The organism is Candidatus Obscuribacterales bacterium, from assembly GCA_019744775.1.
Classification (GTDB): Bacteria; Cyanobacteriota; Vampirovibrionia; order Obscuribacterales; family Obscuribacteraceae; genus SBAT01.
Genome location: JAIETZ010000001.1, coordinates 356,832 through 372,788 on the forward strand (window position 1 = coordinate 356,832; position 15,957 = coordinate 372,788).

17 protein-coding genes and 1 tRNA gene are annotated in these 15,957 nt (G+C 46.4%); 7 read left to right on the top strand and 11 right to left on the bottom strand.

Features of this window, described 5'->3' with window-relative positions; genetic code table 11:
• Positions 1 to 22 precede the first annotated feature (22 nt).
• The 3 genes from K2Y22_01465 to K2Y22_01475 form a co-directional block, all read right to left on the bottom strand.
• The gene (locus tag K2Y22_01465; GenBank protein ID MBX9877102.1) at positions 23 to 304 is read right to left on the bottom strand and encodes a DUF1778 domain-containing protein; all 282 of its coding nucleotides are present in this window, start codon (positions 302 to 304) and stop codon (positions 23 to 25) included.
• A gap of 749 nt (positions 305 to 1,053) precedes the next feature.
• A complete protein-coding gene (locus K2Y22_01470; GenBank protein MBX9877103.1) occupies positions 1,054 to 2,313 on the bottom strand; it encodes a glycine C-acetyltransferase in 1,260 nt (419 codons plus the stop codon).
• A gap of 19 nt (positions 2,314 to 2,332) precedes the next feature.
• Positions 2,333 to 3,541 (bottom strand): alcohol dehydrogenase catalytic domain-containing protein, encoded by a 1,209-nt coding sequence (locus tag K2Y22_01475; GenBank protein MBX9877104.1) that lies wholly within the window; start codon positions 3,539 to 3,541, stop codon positions 2,333 to 2,335.
• A 125-nt stretch (positions 3,542 to 3,666) separates the two neighbouring features.
• Between K2Y22_01475 and K2Y22_01480 the strand changes: the two genes are divergently transcribed.
• Positions 3,667 to 3,963 carry a hypothetical protein gene (locus K2Y22_01480; protein ID MBX9877105.1) on the top strand — a complete coding sequence of 99 codons (297 nt, stop codon included), beginning with the start codon at positions 3,667 to 3,669 and terminating at the stop codon, positions 3,961 to 3,963.
• Between the two features lie 10 nt (positions 3,964 to 3,973).
• Here K2Y22_01480 and K2Y22_01485 read toward each other — a convergent pair whose 3' ends face one another.
• Positions 3,974 to 4,795 (bottom strand): enoyl-ACP reductase, encoded by an 822-nt coding sequence (locus K2Y22_01485; protein ID MBX9877106.1) that lies wholly within the window; start codon positions 4,793 to 4,795, stop codon positions 3,974 to 3,976.
• Positions 4,796 to 4,885: 90 nt separating this feature from the next.
• Positions 4,886 to 5,470 (bottom strand): thioredoxin family protein, encoded by a 585-nt coding sequence (locus K2Y22_01490; GenBank protein ID MBX9877107.1) that lies wholly within the window; start codon positions 5,468 to 5,470, stop codon positions 4,886 to 4,888.
• Positions 5,471 to 5,641: 171 nt separating this feature from the next.
• On the opposite strand from K2Y22_01490, the gene K2Y22_01495 reads away from it, so the two are divergent.
• The 5 genes from K2Y22_01495 to K2Y22_01515 all read left to right on the top strand — a co-directional run bounded on the left by K2Y22_01495 (position 5,642) and on the right by K2Y22_01515 (position 10,721).
• Positions 5,642 to 6,475: an electron transfer flavoprotein subunit beta/FixA family protein gene (locus K2Y22_01495; GenBank protein ID MBX9877108.1), complete on the top strand. Its 834-nt coding sequence runs from the start codon at positions 5,642 to 5,644 to the stop codon at positions 6,473 to 6,475.
• A complete protein-coding gene (locus tag K2Y22_01500) occupies positions 6,472 to 7,578 on the top strand; it encodes an electron transfer flavoprotein subunit alpha/FixB family protein (protein ID MBX9877109.1) in 1,107 nt (368 codons plus the stop codon). Before K2Y22_01495 ends, K2Y22_01500 begins: the two co-directional genes overlap by 4 nt.
• Positions 7,562 to 9,277, top strand: a complete 1,716-nt coding sequence (locus K2Y22_01505) for an electron transfer flavoprotein-ubiquinone oxidoreductase (GenBank protein ID MBX9877110.1) — start codon at positions 7,562 to 7,564, stop codon at positions 9,275 to 9,277. Before K2Y22_01500 ends, K2Y22_01505 begins: the two co-directional genes overlap by 17 nt.
• A gap of 113 nt (positions 9,278 to 9,390) precedes the next feature.
• Complete coding sequence (locus K2Y22_01510; GenBank protein ID MBX9877111.1) at positions 9,391 to 10,026, top strand: NUDIX hydrolase; 636 nt, start codon at positions 9,391 to 9,393, stop codon at positions 10,024 to 10,026.
• An 80-nt stretch (positions 10,027 to 10,106) separates the two neighbouring features.
• A complete protein-coding gene (locus tag K2Y22_01515; protein MBX9877112.1) occupies positions 10,107 to 10,721 on the top strand; it encodes a tyrosine-protein phosphatase in 615 nt (204 codons plus the stop codon).
• Between the two features lie 6 nt (positions 10,722 to 10,727).
• On the opposite strand, the gene K2Y22_01520 is transcribed toward K2Y22_01515, so the two are convergent.
• The 6 genes from K2Y22_01520 to K2Y22_01545 form a co-directional block, all read right to left on the bottom strand.
• Positions 10,728 to 10,967, bottom strand: coding sequence for a hypothetical protein (locus tag K2Y22_01520; protein ID MBX9877113.1), 240 nt, complete (start codon positions 10,965 to 10,967; stop codon positions 10,728 to 10,730).
• Positions 10,968 to 11,054: 87 nt separating this feature from the next.
• Positions 11,055 to 11,127, bottom strand: a tRNA-Gly gene (locus tag K2Y22_01525).
• Positions 11,128 to 11,134: 7 nt separating this feature from the next.
• Complete coding sequence (locus K2Y22_01530; GenBank protein ID MBX9877114.1) at positions 11,135 to 12,238, bottom strand: hypothetical protein; 1,104 nt, start codon at positions 12,236 to 12,238, stop codon at positions 11,135 to 11,137.
• Positions 12,239 to 12,348: 110 nt separating this feature from the next.
• On the bottom strand, positions 12,349 to 12,927 hold the full coding sequence (locus K2Y22_01535) for a hypothetical protein (GenBank protein ID MBX9877115.1): 579 nt from the start codon (positions 12,925 to 12,927) through the stop codon (positions 12,349 to 12,351).
• Positions 12,928 to 13,045: 118 nt separating this feature from the next.
• Entirely contained in the window at positions 13,046 to 13,456 is a 411-nt protein-coding gene (locus K2Y22_01540; protein ID MBX9877116.1) for a hypothetical protein, read from the bottom strand.
• Positions 13,457 to 13,490: 34 nt separating this feature from the next.
• Positions 13,491 to 14,984 carry a tetratricopeptide repeat protein gene (locus tag K2Y22_01545; protein MBX9877117.1) on the bottom strand — a complete coding sequence of 498 codons (1,494 nt, stop codon included), beginning with the start codon at positions 14,982 to 14,984 and terminating at the stop codon, positions 13,491 to 13,493.
• A gap of 41 nt (positions 14,985 to 15,025) precedes the next feature.
• On the opposite strand from K2Y22_01545, the gene K2Y22_01550 reads away from it, so the two are divergent.
• Positions 15,026 to 15,892: a lysophospholipase gene (locus tag K2Y22_01550; protein MBX9877118.1), complete on the top strand. Its 867-nt coding sequence runs from the start codon at positions 15,026 to 15,028 to the stop codon at positions 15,890 to 15,892.
• The last annotated feature ends 65 nt before the right edge of the window (positions 15,893 to 15,957 follow it).

A 15,957-nucleotide genomic window follows, 5' to 3' on the forward strand; every position in this document is an offset into this window, starting at 1 on the left:
TATCATCCTACTTCAATATACTCTAAAGTTGTCTATCAATTGCCGGATAGGCTTTCCTATTCAAAATCTTTCTGACAGATGGACCCGGTCTGGTACCTTCTAAAGCTTGGCGCAGTAATCGCCAATCGGTATTGGTTAAATAAACATCCGAATATTGACGAATAACCTTTTGGGCTCGCACGAATGCCGCTTCCATGATGAAACTAGAAACTGTCTTCTGCTTAATAAGAGCTGCTTGTTCAATAAGAGCCTTCTGCTCTTCGGTAACTCTTAAGCCTATCCGTTCTTTTCTCAATCGAGCCAAAGTAATCTCCTCCAGCTAATCATCCATTGTCGATGGCATACGTCTTACAGCACTCCGCCCTCACTTCGTCATTCTCACATCTCGACTTTGTCATTCTAGCGTCTCGACTTCGCTATCTCGACATCTTTGACCCTTCGACTAATTCCAAGCCCTAGCTGTCAAGCACAAACTTCTCGCTCCAACTACTTTCTGTCCGGAGTATATCTTGCTTTTTCTACTTTTTCTTGTACGTACAATGTACGTACAAGAAAAACATCAAAACAAAAGATAAGCCCCAGCGGTTAATGTGAAACGAATTCGGCCGCGACCCCCATGCTTGAAAAGGCCTCCTAGATCTGTGCTGAATAGGAAAATGGACTGATCGCCACCGATTGCCGCATTGCGAGCACGCAGGTGGCAGACCGGCAGATTCCGAACTACTTAGGTGGGTTCTTTTAGCTTGGTTCTTTCGAATTCAATTGACCGGCGTTCTTTTCTTTCCACCTTTTATATTGATTCTCGTAATGCCTCAGGTACTTTGGATTTGACGGCAATCCACTAAGAACCTGCCAAATGCGGTCAGGGTCAAATTCGCATTCGATCCATTTCTCATTGGCTGAATACACTTTGATACCAGACGCAGCAAAAAGATCTGCCGCCTCATTTAGTGTTGGTGGAACACCCGGGCGTCTCCACCACCTGGCTACCCGAGGTGCAGTAACATTGAATCTACCGGTTTTCCTGTTGAGCAAAGATTTTCTCAGAGATACTTAAATGACAGAAAGTTTTTTGCCGACTTTTTGGAAGGCAGCCAACGCGCGGTCCAATTGTTCTTTTGTGTGCGCTGCGGAAATCTGTACACGTAGTCTGGCTTCGCCTTTTGGTACAACCGGGTACCAGAGACCACGTACATAGACGCCTTCATCTAAAAGCACTCGGCTCATATCTTGTGCAACTGCCGCTTCACCAAGCATTACAGGCACAATTGGATGATCTCCTGGCAATATCGTGAAGCCCAAACGCACTATTTCTTTGCGGAAATAGGCGGTGCTCTCACGTGATTTGGCAACCAAGCTATTGTCTTCTTGCAATAGATTAATAGCTTCAATCGCAGCAGCAACAATTGGTGGTGGAACTGTATTTGAAAATGTGTATGGACGAGATTTTTGTCTCAGATAATCAATCAATTCCTTTTTACCGGCAATATAGCCGCCGGCTGCTCCGCCCAAGGCTTTCCCTAAAGTACCTGTGTAGACATCAATTTGTCCAAATACGCCTTGGTGTTCAGCTGTACCGCGACCAGTTGTGCCAAGCACACCTGTTGAGTGTGAGTCATCAACAAATAGAAGTGCGCCGTATTTCTGAGACAGGGCAATGAGTTCAGGCAATGGCGCTACATCGCCTTCCATGCTGAATACGCCATCAGTGGCAATAACTTTTATGCGATAGTCTTTGCTTGCGTCTTCTTCAAGCATGGCGGTCAGACCATTAATATCATTGTGTTCGTATGGTCTTGCATCAGTTGTTTTAACGGCAATTCGGCTCAAGCGCACGCCATCAATGATGCTTGCATGGTTTAGTTTATCGCTGTAAATTACATCGCGATAATTGGTCATGCCTAGATCGCCTGAGAAAAGCGCTGTAAAAAATGCTTCGTTGGCAGCAAAGCATGACGAGTGCAAAATGGCATCTTCCACACCTAGAAACGCCGCCAGCTTTTCTTCCAATCGTTTGTGGATTGTTTGTGTTCCACAGATAAAACGCACAGATGCCATGCCGAAGCCATATTTATCAAGTCCCTTGCGAGCGGCTTCTCTAATGCGCGGGTGATTGGCCAAGCCCAAATAGTTATTGGAAGCAAGCATCACGACGCGGCGACCGTTAACGGTTACTTCACCGCCTTGTTCGTCCTCAATTGGCACTTCAATTTTGTAAGTCCTTGCTTCCTTGACCTTTTCCAAATCGGCACCAAGGGCTTTGTATAAAGTCTCTTGATTGAGTGATACTGCTGACTTTGTTTGCGCGGTCATGAAAGCTCCTATTTCTTACTTATGGTGTAAATGCCAGATTGTTTATTTGGTTCGGGACAAAAGATGGTGCATACTCTGCCGATGGCTGAAAGACAAGTTTCATTTCCGAGCCTTTGGTTAAAGCATCAAATGCCTCTTCAAATTCTGAAAGTTTGTACTGACGCTCAGCAACAAGTTTTCCTAGTTGTGAGCGCATATCGAATTTGTCAGAATTCAAAAGGCGCAGAAGTGTTTCCCATGTGGAGAACATCTTGCGTCCAAAAATTCCTTGGACGGTAACACCTTTCCAGATAACACCATTAGCAATGTCGAAATTGCTCAGTGGCTGGCGCGGTATACCTAGAAGCACAACTTTGCCGCCGTTACGTACTATCTTGAAAGCGTCTTGATACGCAGTAGGCGAACCGGACATTTCTAATACAACATCTACGCCATTGGCTTGTTTTTCCCATTTCTCAACGGCTGTATAAAGTTCGCTGCCACCTGAGGCAACATCAAAGCAAAGATCAGCACCAAATTCTTGCCCGAGAGCAAATCGACGTTCGATATCAGTAGCTTCTGTCAAATAAATGCGCGTAGCACCAAAAGCTTTGCAGAGAAAAACAGCCATTAGACCCAGTGGTCCTGCTCCTAGAATGGCTACAGACTTGCCTCTTACATCTGCTTCTTCAACGGTATGCACGGCATTACCGAAAGCATCAAGCATGGCGCCAATGCGCGGCGGAATTTTAGATGTATCGCCCTTTTTGCCCAGCATAATTACATTGTGTTGCGGCACAACAACGGATTCGGCAAAGCAGCCATCCAAATGCAGACCCTTCACTTTGAAAGATGTGCAAATGTGTTCGTTGCCTGTGCGACATTGGTAGCAACGCCCGCATCCTAAGTGCATTTCGGCTGTTACATAGTCGCCTTTTTGTAAGCGCAAATGATCCGGCAAATTCTGCCATTCACCTTTGGTGACAGATGCGCCCACTTCTTCGATAATGCCGCAGAATTCATGGCCTATGACCATCGGCTTAAAAGTTTGGCCGGGGGCTAAATAGCGCTGCATCTCGCGCCTTATGCCTTCTGACTTGCCGCTGTTATAAATGCTTTTGTCGGTACCGCAAACAGCCGTTGATAAGACTTTGATTTTGACTTCATCGAAGCCTAGCTCAGGCTCCTTGTAGCTGCTCTTAAAGGACAAGCCGTCCTTATTGACGTCTTCTTTGACTAAGCACTTCATGGCAATGTTTCCAAAAGAAATACAAGAGAACTTTACTAGAATTGCAATTTCAATTTGTTAGCTTTTCTTAAGTTGCCAAGCATGCCAACAACGCCTAAATTCATGGCTGAGAAAAGGCTAGTGAATTGAACTTCGATCCCGATAGTTTTGGTTTAGATTTCCGCCCGCCGCTTCAGAGTCCATCTGTGAGCGGGGCTCCGGCTACTCTTTTGAACGCCATGGCCGAAGAGTCAATAGTCCAGGCAATCACGTCAAAATCTTCAGCTGGACTGCGCATCATTCGCTATCTGATGTCCAGGATGGCAAGTAACAGCCTACCTGATTTCAATAATTCGGAAACCATAAGACTGCTTGCCCGCCAGTTCATTAACGAAGCCGGCAACGGCATGTATGCAATTGAATTTATGAATGCGGCAGACTAAGTAACTTCAGTTACATAGCCATGATGTTGTAGCCGCAGTCAACAAATATTGTCTCGCCGGTAACACCTGAGGAAAGATCGCTCAAGAGATAGAGTGCAGTCTTGCCGACTTCTTCAGCTGTTACGTTACGCTTCAAAGGAGCGCGCGATGCTACAAACTTGAGCATGTCGCGGAACCCGGCAATACCCATAGCAGCGAGTGTTCTTACAGGACCAGCTGAGATGGCGTTGACGCGAATATTCTTTTCACCAAGATCGGCTGCCAAATAACGCACGCTTGATTCAAGTGCTGCTTTTGCTACACCCATAACGTTGTAGTTCGGCAATACTTTGTCGGCGCCGTAATAGGTCATTGTGATGAGGCTACCGCCATTTGGCATAAGTTTGGCTGCTTCGCGAGCAACTGCGGTCATTGTAAAAGCGCTTACATCAAGAGCTTTTTGGAAACCTGTACGCTTGGTGTCGACATAGTGCCCTTCCAAGTCTTCCTTATTAGCAAATGCGACAGCGTGAATTACAAAATCAATTGTGCCGAATTCTTTTTTGACTTTGGCAAAGAATTCTTCAATTGCTTTGTCGTCTGAAAGATCGCATGGTTCGATAATTTTTGCCTTTACCGACTCCGCCAACGGACGGACTCTTCTTTCAAGTACTTCGCCTTGATAATTGAATGCCAGAGAAGCTCCTTGCTCACAAGCCAGCTTGGCACATGCCCAAGCAATGCTGTGATCGTTTGCTACTCCAAAGACAACGCCTTTTTTGCCCAGCAACATATCTTTGCCGGTAAATTGGCTTTTCTCGGAAACTTCTACAGATGCTACTTCCTGAACCATTTCTACACCTTACTTTGCAATTGACAGACGACAAATTATGCCACAGACCACTTACTGTGACCGCGGCTTAGCTAGGCTTAAGCTACATAGTTACATTGGTGTATTTGGTTGCAAGCCGGCAGCTTTGGCTAATTCGGCAGGAAATTCATTAGGCTTGCGATAGCCGTAGAACATGCCTTTTACTTGACCATTGCTATCAAGAACTACGGTACAGGGATACCCACGTATTTCGTGCTTGCGAGCAAACTCTTGCCCTTCGCCACCGTCTTCTGCGTCCATTTTCAACGGCACAAACTGGCTGTCGACATATTGGGCAATTCTGGCATTTGAGTAAACATCTCTATCCAGTCTTTTGCACCAGCCGCACCAATCGGTATAGACATCAATTAAGACTAATTTTTGTTCACGCTTGGCCTTGCTGAGACTTGTGCGCAAATCGTGCTGCCAGGTAAGCCTGGTCATATTGGCAGCCAAGGCAGGCGATCCATCCATAACGTAGCCATTGCCATAAGACTCTTCGTACATTTGAGGCGTTGCCTCAGGCATCTCTAAAGTTTCTTGCCAGTTTGCACCTTCAGCTGGCGGCATCTGTCCTGCAACTGGGACTGCATCCTGGCAGTAACCAAGCGGAGCGAGCCCTGCCAAGCAGATGGTGACCAAAAGAGCTCTTAACATATTGCTTATCCTCTCGCCAAGGTCGAATAATGAGTTGCGCGCACGCTGTTGTCATTCTACTCTGAATGGCTTATTGCAGATGAACCTTAGTTAAATGGAAAGAACAATTATCAACAAGGTAATTAGATCTAAACTATATGCAAATCTAGCGCGAAAGTTTTGGGTATCACCATGGCTGGGCCATACGAAATCTTTGTCCTTATAAAACAAGTACCGGATCAGGGTTCAAAAGCCGGTCTTAATCCGGACGGAACAATTGATCGAGCTAAAGCAAAACGCATGCTCAATCCATTTGACCGCTATGCATTGCAGGCCGCCTTACATGTTAAGCGCACATACGGTGGGCGCGTAACGGCCATATCTATGGGACCACCACCGGCCGTGGAAATCCTTTTAGAAGCCCTTGAACATGGCGTCGACCGGGGCTATTTGCTTTCCGACAGACGCTTGGCTGCTTCCGACACCTTAGCCACGGCTTACGCGCTTTTCAAAACAGTGACGCATGTCGGCAAGTTTGACCTTATTTTCTGCGGACTGCAAACAACAGACGGCGACACTGCCCAAGTCGGCCCGCAACTTGCAGAACGACTCTCCTTGCCGCAAGTTACTTACTGCGAAGACTTCCACTTAGATGATGGTCGTTTGCATGCCAGACGAATAATTGAAGGCGGCGTGCAATTTGTCGACTGTGTTACACCGGCATTAATTACTGTCGCCAACTCCTACCACCCGCTTGCCTATAAGTCATTTAGAGGGGCTTGGCGCGTTCAGCAACTGCAACGCAACCCGGAAGAATTAGGCAAATACATCCGCACTGTCGATCTGGACATAATTCAAGCAGACCCGGAACGCTGTGGTCTTAAGGGTTCACCGACAATTGTTGCCGCGACAGAAAAGGTCGGCGAATTGGGTGGCAATTGCTCCATGTACGAAGGGCACGCACCAGATGAGCTGGTCGGCGAGCTTATTGAAAAAAGCAATCTTAAGGAGTTCTTGGTGGCATGAGCGAGTCAGTTAATTTAGCTCCACCATCAGATGGAGAAGTGTTAGTCATTGCCGAGCAAATTCTCGGTGAATTGCAGCCTGTCACTTTGGAATTGCTTGGTGCCGGTCGCTACTTAGCAGACAAATTGGGCGGCAAATTGTCCACGGTTATTATTGGTCACAATCTAGGCGATATTCCCCAAAAGCTCATTGAATACGGCGCAGATACAGTCTATGTAGCAGACGATCCGGAATTGCAAGATTACAGAACACTTTCCTACAGACGCGTTGTTTGTGATTTGCTGGAGACTTTTAAATTACCACCGCATATTGTCCTTTTAGGCTCAACTACTACAGGACGCGACTTGGCTCCCCGTATTGCCGCCAACTTCGAGACAGGGCTAACAGCTGACTGCACTGAATTAGATATCGGTCCTTACGAGCACAAAAGCAAAGTTGACCCAAGCAAAGTCGGTTTATATGAAGGCTGTCTCTATGCCATTCGTCCAAGTTTTGGCGAAAGCTTGAAGGCACGTATTTTAGGACCGTGGAAAAACCCGCAGATGGCTACAACGCGTCCTGGTCAAATGACACCACTTGCACCAGACGCTAATCGCATAGGCAAGATCGTAAACATTCCAGTTAAACTGCAAAAAGAAGACTTGCGTTTAGTTGTGGCAGAAACAGTGCGCGAAGTATCCAAAGGCGTGCGCCTGGCAGAAGCTGACGTAATTGTCGCGGGTGGTTATGGTTTAGGTTCAAAAGAAGGTTTTGAGCTTATGCATGAGCTGGCTAAATGCTTTGAAAATTCAGCAGTCGGCGCTTCACGTAAAGTAGTTGACTTAGGCTGGATACCCTATGAGCATCAAGTAGGACAAACAGGCAAAACCGTGCGTCCCAAAGTCTACATAGCTTGCGGTATATCAGGAGCCATTCAGCACAGAGTCGGCATGTCCAAATCGGGCACGATAATTGCCATCAACAAAGACCCTGATGCGCCAATTTTCAAGTTTGCTCATCACGGCATAGTCGGTGATGTTTACCAAATCGTTCCTGAACTGATAAGACAGTTCAAGGAGAAATTAACTACCAAGGGAGAAAAGACCGTTGTCCACACGCATTGAGTATGATGTCCTCCTCGTTGGCGGATCGCCTTCCAATTTGACCCTTGCCTATCATCTTCTGGACTTAGCCAAAGCAAGCGGCAAAGAACTTTCCATTTGTATTTTGGAAAAGGGCAAGGAATTCGGCAGCCATGTAATGAGTGGAGCTGTGTCCAATCCCCACGTTTTGCAAAAGATTTGGCCAAACTATAAAGAAATCGGCTTCCCAATTGAAGCTACTTGCACAGAGAGCAATTTCTCAGTGCTCGGCACAAACAAAAAATGGGACATGCCGTCTTTTGCCTATCCAAAGTCTTTGGATAAAACAGGCTATTTAGTTTTGACCTTGAGCTATGTCACCGGCTGGATGGCCATGCAAGTGCAAGAAAAGGCTAAAGAAGTACCAAATGTCACGGTTGACTTATTCACCGGCTTTGCTGCTCACAAAGTAGTCTTTGAAGATGGACGCGTAGCAGGTGTTGCCGTTACCGAAAATCCAAAATCCGAAGAGGATTACGTCTACGGCAAATTCACCACATTTGGCGATAAGGGTTTTATTTCCCGCGATGTAATTGACCACTACAAACTGCGCGACTGTCCGCAAATCTGGTCGGTCGGCGTTAAGGAAGTCTGGCAATGCAATGAGTCATATGAAGGCAAAGTCTGGCACACGCTTGGTTGGCCGCTTTTAGACGGCACCTTTGGTGGCGGCTTTGTCTACGGCATGAAGGACAACAAAATTACTATAGGCATGGTTATCAGCCTCGATAGCCATGACCCGAATATGAACCCGCAGCAGAAATTGCAAGAGTATAAAAAGCATCCCTGGATTCAATCAATGATCAAAGGCGGCAAATTACTCAAGTATGGCGCAGCGCTTTTACCGGAAGGCGGCTATTACAGCTTGCCCAAGAAGTTTGCTGTACCAGGAGCACTATTGTTAGGTGATGCTTTAGGCGTTCTTGATGTAAAACACTTGGCCGGTATCGACCGCTCTATGGAATGCGGCTATGTAGCAGCGGAAGTCCTCCATGATGCCCTGGTCAAAGGTGATTTGAGCGAAGAAGCACTCGCTGCCTATCAGCAAAGACTAACAGACTCTTTTGTCATCAAAGAGTCGTACAACGACAGATATTTCCGTTGGGCTTTCATGGAAAACCCGAGACTCTTGTCGGACTATGTGCCGACAATTGCCAAATCAATCGACAACTCATCTCCGTTTATGGGCATGCTGCAGATTGGCTTAAAAAATCCATTCCGGGCAATTGGCGACGGCATAAAATCGCTTTCTCTAATTGAAGGCATGAAAGACATCGGCCCAATTAAATACAAGCCTGACTACCAGCACATCATTCCTGACTATGTCACACCTAAATATGATGAGCCGCCTTACGACAAGGCAACAATCTATTCGCGCCCTGATGCTGTGTTTTACGCATCAACCAAATACCACGAAGGCAATCAACATATTGATGAATTCAATGCCGACGTTTGCGTAAAGTGCATCGGGAAATACGAAGGCTTAGGAAAAACCACGCCATGCGTAGCTGATTGCACGGCAGAAGTGCACAGAATTGACATCATTGCAGACGTTCGCCGCCACGGCATGTCGCTGGAAAACTGCGTCCACTGCCGCACTTGCGAAATAGTCTGCCCCGAAGTCAACCTGCGCGTCAAACCAACAGAACAAGGCTCCGGCCCCGACTTCATGGGTCTCTAATACGCCCCACTTAGTAAAAACCGCCCAGATGCGCCCACAAAGGCTAGTCTGAGTGGGATTTTTCCCGGCTAAAGCCGTTGTTCCAAAACCCGTTGCGTCATACAATCGTTGTCATGGTAACAACAGCAGACTACGATCAAAAGACAACGCCCTCCTTTAAGTCTCCCTTTCAGGAGCCTATGTGTGCCGGCGTCATAATAAGCAAAGGCAAAAAGCTTCTCTTCAGTCTTGGTGATGAAAACCGCTGGCGCGAAGTAAATGGCGTTCTGCAAATTCCACTTGGTGGCATAGGTGGCGGTCAAGAAATAGACGAAAGCTTTATCGATTGTGCGCTGCGTGAAGCCGCAGAAGCAATTGGCTGCACGGTAAGCCTTTTACATTCACCTGTCACTTACATGCAGGACGAATTAGGCTACATAAGTGAAGCACGATTGGAAGAACTGCCGGCACCACTTTTTTATCATCGCAAGAAAAGAAAATCATCCGAGCCTAACATTTTGCATATTTGTAATTTCCGCGCGCGAGCAATAGGACAACCGGAACCCAAAGATGTGCCGGGCATAGTTTATGTAAGCCCTAAATGTCTTCAGCCTTTTCAAAACGGCATAGCTATTAAAGATTTAGAACAAGTAGAAGCTCTAATTACATTGCGCGACAAAATTTCCGACACCGCTCAATTGGTTATTGATCCGGATAGCCACGAAGAGTTCATCATGAGATGCTACGAACAATTTGCTATTCAATGGTAGGTTCTGGGAACATTTAACGCCTTGAAGCGCTCTTAAGCGCTTTCTCCTTCGGCCATTATGTCTATGGAAGGGAGCCGGCTATGATCCAACAAACGCTACTTACTGTAACCACCTGTATAGCAGTTCTCGTCTTGACGGGCTGCCAAATAGAAAAGGTATCTGATGGTCTCTATCGAGGACCGTACGTAAACAAAAAGCGTCTTGTCGAATTGAAAAAATTAGGCATAAAAACGATCGTCAACGTGCGTCTCAATCCCCACAAAGACAGCGAAAAAATGGCTAAGGAAATGGGCATTAAGTGGGCGCATATTCCCAGTGGCGTTTTCATTGCCCCAAGAGAAAAAGAATGGGATCAGTTTTTAGCCATTATTGAAGATCCCAAAAACCAACCTGTCTACTTAACCTGCACAATTGGTGCAGACAGGACAGGTTTTTATGTTGCTCTATATCGACTTGCAGTACAGCACTGGCAGCGTAATGAAGCAGTTGCTGAATTGCAAAACGGATTTAGCCCGTGGTGGCGAGCTTGGTACGCATTCTATTACTATCCAAAAGAATTAAAGAATTGGGAATTGCTGCAATCTTCAGTAAGCCGGTCCGATATCATCCCAAACGAACGCACAGCTAAAGGCCTCTTTAAATTAAAACCTGGTGTAGATCTTGATACAAAGAGGCTCAGCGTCGACGTTGATTGATTTGGTTTAGTTAGAGCACTCAGCCGGCTGAGCATCCACTTCTCTGACGGCTTCGTCAAGATCGGCATCAGTTTGACCTTTGAAAGCACGCACCAAGCGCACAATGGCATTTCCAACAGCAGCATCGAGTTCATCTACGTCAGATTCTTCGTCGACATTAATGGCATCGCGTAAGTCTTCAACAAGCCATGTACCGGCAATGCAAGCTCTCTTTTCATCAATTGACATTTGATCCCAGCTAAACATAGAGTTCTCCTCTTATAACCTCAATCACTCGGCTTATTTTCGCATAACTAAAACAACCTTTGATGAAAAGTTGGATTCTCAACAAAAAGCGGGCGACGAGTCTCGAACTCGCGACCTATAGCTTGGGAAGCTATCGCTCTACCAACTGAGCTACACCCGCATTTGTTCTACCAGTGACCGCTTGCTTGCACTTTGGCAGCTTGCGTCTTAAGCACTTTAGCTAAGTCTTCTTTGGGCAAGGCTTGAGCAATGTTATAGCGCTTGAACAAGCTGAAGAAGTGATAGGGGAATACTTGCATTTGCATACCGTCAGCCAACTTATGAGAAGAAAGCATTTTGGTGGCAATAGGCAAAGTCTTAGATTCTTTTTCTTCTGCCGGGCGAACTTCGGCAATTTCACCAATACTTACGTATACGGAATGAAATTGACCGGGTTTAGCACCCGGCACATAGGCGGTACAGGCACCACAACAAAGATCTGTCAGATTGGCAATTGTCAGTCTGTTGTCCATCGTTGAAACAAGAGACAAAACATTGCCGTGAATGCGTGTGCGAATTTTCTGGCCACCTACATTTGTAGTGACATAAAAAGGACGATTGCCGGCACGCAGCAAAACAGCGCCATCAGCAAGTTCCAACTCATCCGGTCCAACTTTATGTATATGCGCATTGCTTGTCGGCATGAATGCGGGCTCTTTGCCTTTGGCAGGTACAGTCCTAGCAGTATGCACAACTTTTCCCATATGCAATTGTTCAATCACCGGACGAATAGGCTCATTATCAACAATGCCATCGTTGTCGGCGACTAATTCTTCAGCCGTAAATGTTGTCCACTCACGACCAAAGTCATAGCGCTTATCACGCTCGACCATTTTCATGGCTTCTTTGAAGGAAAGTCCTTCGCCTTGTCCTGGCGCTACAACATTATTACCAAGTCCTTGAGCGCGACCTAAGCCTCCGCCAATACCCGTGGCGTCAGTTGGCAGCATGACACCATTAGGAGGCATCGTCACCGGCAAACGCGCAGAATTCGCCGCGTTATTTATTATGTTGGTAAACAACGTCACTGCCGGATTGATAGGAGCCGGAGCTTGCATAGCCGGCAGACTCATTACAGGAGCTGGAGGAGGCGGCGGCGGAGCCGGTGCAGGCGTTGGTGATGGTCCATGATCGTGACCATGGTGAGCAAAAATAGCCGGACTATTGAGAGCAAAAATAGTAGCCGACAAAAAACTGGCAGCCACAAAGGCCCGCTTACGATTTATGCGCATTGGCTTTTCATCCTTAAAAAGCGTTAATAGAACCATTCTAGCAGAGATGAGACCGCGCTCATATTTGCAGCTTGACATTTCAATGTTAACTTCGGACAGAAGGCTTCAAATCAGGCTGGGTTGGGCTTTTCCAGGGAATTCAGCCAGGACTCGACGTTGTCGCAGTTTTTCGCGTAGTCGAAAAGTACAGTATCGGATTCAGACCTGCTTATACAAGTAACCAGCCAACATTTATCGTTGCCAGTCTTGGGCTCGATCTTTACACGCATCTCCTCGCCTGACGATCGCCAACTTGAACCAATTTTTGCTGTGATTGTACTTTTCGCAACATCATCAGAAACAGCCATTACATAAGGCACGCTCAACAAAGCAAGGCGGCAACGCGTAATAACTTCATGCAAGGTGCCGGTAAGCTCTATATCGCGCCTTTGTTCAAGCTCCCAAATTTCTGCATAGTAATTTTTACCGGCAAACATGTGCGCGGTTAAATCCATCGGTAGTAGAACGCCTAAAAGTAAAACTGCAAATACACTGCCGATAGCAAGTCCGGCATTAATGCCATATTGAAAAGCATGAGGATCGCCCTTAAAAACCAAAGCAATGATCATTACAAGCAAACCAATGCCACCGCCAAAGCCCAGGCAGCTAACAATCAGCGCTCGCATTACACGACCGAAGTATCGGCTCATTCAAGTTCCGGTTCTTGGGCGTCTTTCAAGTACCAGCGTATATAGCGAAAAACAACCAAAACAGGTGGCAAAAATAGTAACAACTGAACAAGTCTGGCAATTACACGAAAGATGTTTGTCATAAGTCCTCATCGCTTAGTGCGTCTAATGATTCTACCGGCTCATCAACAGGGATTCCATCTGTATTTATATCTGCAACTTCTGTAGCTTCCAACTCCAACTCTTCAACATCAATTACTTGAGTCGTCTCGTTATCTAAAGGCGATTCGCTTGTTTCTAATTGCGCCATCTTTGCTTCCTGAGCGGCAATGCGTGCCTTTAATTTTTCTGCTTGAGTGCGCCTGGGATAAAGCCGCGCTCGACACTTAGTGCAAAAGCAAAAGCTGCCTTCAGATAAGTGCGCTAAATCTGCTTGTTTAAAACCTACAGGCAAATATGCACGAGTAGCAACCAGGCGTCTTTCCAATCCCTTCAAGCGACGCTGGATGATTTTTACGTATTCATGCCGGCAAGACTCTGTCTCTGTCATATCGCTCCTTTAACTGCCAAGTCTACCAGCTCTGTCAGCGATACTTAACTACAGGCAACTCTTTTAAAACATGCCCATGCCAACTGATGAGGACAACCAACTGATGATCAGGAGCTACCGTTGTCGGACAGGAGAAATACAAAGTGCGCTCAGTCTGAGAGGGCATCGGCGGGGAATTCACAGTTGCTACAGGCAAGCTGACTGCTCCACAGGAACGCCTGGTTGTCTTATCGAAAAATACAACACTCAAACTTAGATCGGAAGCGGGATTAGCGCTTATGTTTTTGATATTGACTTCCCCTTCCGGCGTCAAGCTTCCTCGGGCAAGCCAGATGCGTGAACTCAAAAGGGCAACTTTTGGTCCTTGCGGATCATTTAAGAACTCAGCAGGTTCTTTTTTTCCTTGGGCTTTTAGAACAAGAGCAATCATTTCGCCTACGCGCTCAGCATGCCCTTTTACTGAAGCTGCTTCATCCACTTTGCCTTGTTGACTTAACTCATGGCTCCAAGACAAAAGCACTTCTTTCAACTTCGACAATAGATGCAAATCATTGTCACGCATCGCACAAGCATCTTCTAAGGCTCGAACTGCTCCTGCTTTGTTGTTCAACTTCAATTGCAGTGCCGCTAGCAATTGGAAATTTTCCACACTTCCTTCTTGCGCGGTCAATTCAATTAAGGCGTCTCTAGCCTTTTCGTAATCCTTGCGAAGTACATACAGCTCCACAAGACGGTGCCGTGCCTCTAGGTTATTGGGATCAGTTGCCACCACATGCCTGTAATTATCTACAGCCAAATCCCACTTCTTCTGACGAACGTAAATGGTCGCTAAATCCATGTGTGTTACCGGATCGTCTTCAGCCTCAAGTGATCTATTGAGAAGAGCGACGGCTTTATCCATATCTTGATCTTTCAATTCGGCATTCGCTGCAAGCTCTCGAAGGTACTCCCCCAGTCGCCTATTGATAAGGTTTTTTCTTTGCTCTTTGAGATTCGGCTCAAGCTTAAGCACGGTTTCCAATCTTTCCACAGCACGTTGCATGTCGCCTCTTACCGCCTCGGCATGAGCCCAACTTATATAAAGTTCTCCGCGCGCATCAGCCAACTCATTGTCGGTTTGAGCATCAGCACCTAAAAGATCAAATAATTTGCCGGCTTCGGCATAGTCATTATGCCGTTTGTAGTATTCCGAAAATGCCAAGATCATCGGAGCCAACTTGTAAGCAGGCAGATGCAAATGCAGAGCGGTATCCAGTGCAGTACGTCCTTCGGCAATACGATCGCAACTTAGATATCCCTGCGCCAACCAAGGTAAAAGCGACGGATCATCGGGATTATTTCTGGCAAGTTCTTCCAGAATAGGTAAAGCTCTTGCCGCTTTACCGGCATGAATGTCCTTGATAGCCTTGTTTAAAGGGGTATCTTGAGCCTTTTGATAAAGGAAAAATAGAACCGCCGCCAATAGCAAAACGATAAGGACTACAGATCCTCCTTTTAGATATGCTTTCTTGGCAGCTAACGGATACACAGAAATTAGATTCCCAAATTTGGTTATAATAACGCTTTGTTATGAAACCTGAAATAAACCTGACACCTACTTGCTCCTTTTTCGAATTGAACCATAAGGATGGTCCAATTACCGGACGAACCTGGGGAACAGCTTCAGACAGCCCGGCAATTGTGCTTTTAGTGCACGGACTGGGTGCGCACAGTGGTTGGTTTGAAGCAATCGGCAGACGCCTGAAAGTCCGCGGCTTGTTTGCCGTCTCTTACGATCAAGTTGGTTTTGGCAAAAGAGCCTCCCAGGAATTTCAAGGTTATGAGCAATGGCTTAACGACTTAGAATTCGTCTACAACCATCTAAGATATCAGCATAAGGACAAGCCAATCTTCATCATGGGTAACAGCATGGGCGGAGTCGTGGCAATGGCCGGCGGCCCCAAACTCAACCCTCAAGGAATAATTCTTGTTGCGCCGGGTTTTGACGGTTATCCGGAAACTTTCAAATTAGGCTTTCGTTTAAAAGCCATGGCGACAGCCCTTTTATCTCCAAATTCGTTAGTGGACTTGCCCTATAGATCAGACCTTGTCGCTCGCGAGGAATCAGCACGTACTTTTATGGACACAGACCCTGATGGTCGTTTTTCGCTACCGGCAAAGATGCTTCTCGGTCTTTTGAAATTGACTATCTACAGCGGTAAAAATGCAAAGTCCTCTCCTGCACCTGTACTTATGCTGACAGCAGGTGTTGATCGCATCGTCAACAACGAAGTCTCGACAAAAGTGTTTGATTCACTTATTGCCCCGGCAAAGAAAAGACGCCACTTCAAAGAAGCCTGGCATGACTTGCTCTTTGATCCTGTTATTGATGAGGTCGCTGACGAGGTGACAAGCTTCGTTAACGCCAATCTTACACAAAGTGCCGTAAGTACTTAAGTCAGCTTTCCAAGGTAGTTATGCCGGCATGCGACTAAAATTTTTATCACAATAGCCATTTAATC

What these genes read in the sequence shown, in the direction of transcription:
- K2Y22_01470 (MBX9877103.1), bottom strand. Translation starts at nt 2,313, where the DNA reads ATGACCGCGCAAACAAAGTCAGCAGTATCACTCAATCAAGAGACTTTA.
- K2Y22_01475 (MBX9877104.1), bottom strand. Translation starts at nt 3,541, where the DNA reads ATGAAGTGCTTAGTCAAAGAAGACGTCAATAAGGACGGCTTGTCCTTT.
- K2Y22_01485 (MBX9877106.1), bottom strand. Translation starts at nt 4,795, where the DNA reads ATGGTTCAGGAAGTAGCATCTGTAGAAGTTTCCGAGAAAAGCCAATTT.
- K2Y22_01490 (MBX9877107.1), bottom strand. Translation starts at nt 5,470, where the DNA reads ATGTTAAGAGCTCTTTTGGTCACCATCTGCTTGGCAGGGCTCGCTCCG.
- K2Y22_01495 (MBX9877108.1), top strand. Translation starts at nt 5,642, where the DNA reads ATGGCTGGGCCATACGAAATCTTTGTCCTTATAAAACAAGTACCGGAT.
- K2Y22_01500 (MBX9877109.1), top strand. Translation starts at nt 6,472, where the DNA reads ATGAGCGAGTCAGTTAATTTAGCTCCACCATCAGATGGAGAAGTGTTA.
- K2Y22_01510 (MBX9877111.1), top strand. Translation starts at nt 9,391, where the DNA reads ATGGTAACAACAGCAGACTACGATCAAAAGACAACGCCCTCCTTTAAG.
- K2Y22_01515 (MBX9877112.1), top strand. Translation starts at nt 10,107, where the DNA reads ATGATCCAACAAACGCTACTTACTGTAACCACCTGTATAGCAGTTCTC.
- K2Y22_01520 (MBX9877113.1), bottom strand. Translation starts at nt 10,967, where the DNA reads ATGTTTAGCTGGGATCAAATGTCAATTGATGAAAAGAGAGCTTGCATT.
- K2Y22_01530 (MBX9877114.1), bottom strand. Translation starts at nt 12,238, where the DNA reads ATGCGCATAAATCGTAAGCGGGCCTTTGTGGCTGCCAGTTTTTTGTCG.
- K2Y22_01535 (MBX9877115.1), bottom strand. Translation starts at nt 12,927, where the DNA reads ATGAGCCGATACTTCGGTCGTGTAATGCGAGCGCTGATTGTTAGCTGC.
- K2Y22_01540 (MBX9877116.1), bottom strand. Translation starts at nt 13,456, where the DNA reads ATGACAGAGACAGAGTCTTGCCGGCATGAATACGTAAAAATCATCCAG.
- K2Y22_01550 (MBX9877118.1), top strand. Translation starts at nt 15,026, where the DNA reads ATGAAACCTGAAATAAACCTGACACCTACTTGCTCCTTTTTCGAATTG.